The 593-nt window shown below is 34.2% G+C and carries 1 protein-coding gene; it reads left to right on the forward strand.

Going from position 1 to position 593, the window contains the following annotated elements:
• Window positions 1-164 precede the first annotated feature (164 nt).
• Window positions 165-476, forward strand: coding sequence for a hypothetical protein (locus tag Xbed_RS19015; RefSeq protein ID WP_086114334.1), 312 nt, complete (start codon window positions 165-167; stop codon window positions 474-476).
• Window positions 477-593: the final 117 nt, after the last annotated feature.

The following is a 593-nucleotide window of genomic DNA, read 5'->3' on the forward strand; positions in this document are numbered from 1 at the left end:
AGCTCAGTTTCAGAGTGAACAAGAAAAGCGTTTAAAAGAGCAAAAATAACTATTTCACAAAATTCTGCAAAGCATCCAAAAAACGGGTGCTTGATAGAGCTTTGTGGATTAAATTTTGTACTGTATAATAATAAGTCACTTATCTCACCTTGCAAGGGAAAAATATGACTCTACATAATGTATTAAAAACAGTTTATATAGATAACAATGACGGCAATTTTCTGAAATATGAAATTATTGGAGAGCATGATCAGGATATTCACTTCGCGATGGTGTTTACTGAAGTAAGACTTATTAAGGATGGAATATCTTATTCATTATGGAGCGAGGTTGATAATATAAAATTTGACCACCTTGAACCACCCAAAAATACAAGTTTTCAAAGAGAGGTTAAGAGAGATCTGTACCCTGGTAAACATATTTGTTCAGTTATTAATGAATGCAAATCTCACCGCTCCAAATGGCAAATGGCATAGGCAATAAGAATATATATCAACCACCTTCGGGTGGTTTTTTACTATATGGAGTAACAAGAAATGGCACTCACCGACAAACAAGAAATGTTTTGTCGCGAGTACCTCGTTGATTTGAAC

Source organism: Xenorhabdus beddingii, assembly GCF_002127545.1.
GTDB classification, from domain to species: domain Bacteria; phylum Pseudomonadota; class Gammaproteobacteria; order Enterobacterales; family Enterobacteriaceae; genus Xenorhabdus; species Xenorhabdus beddingii.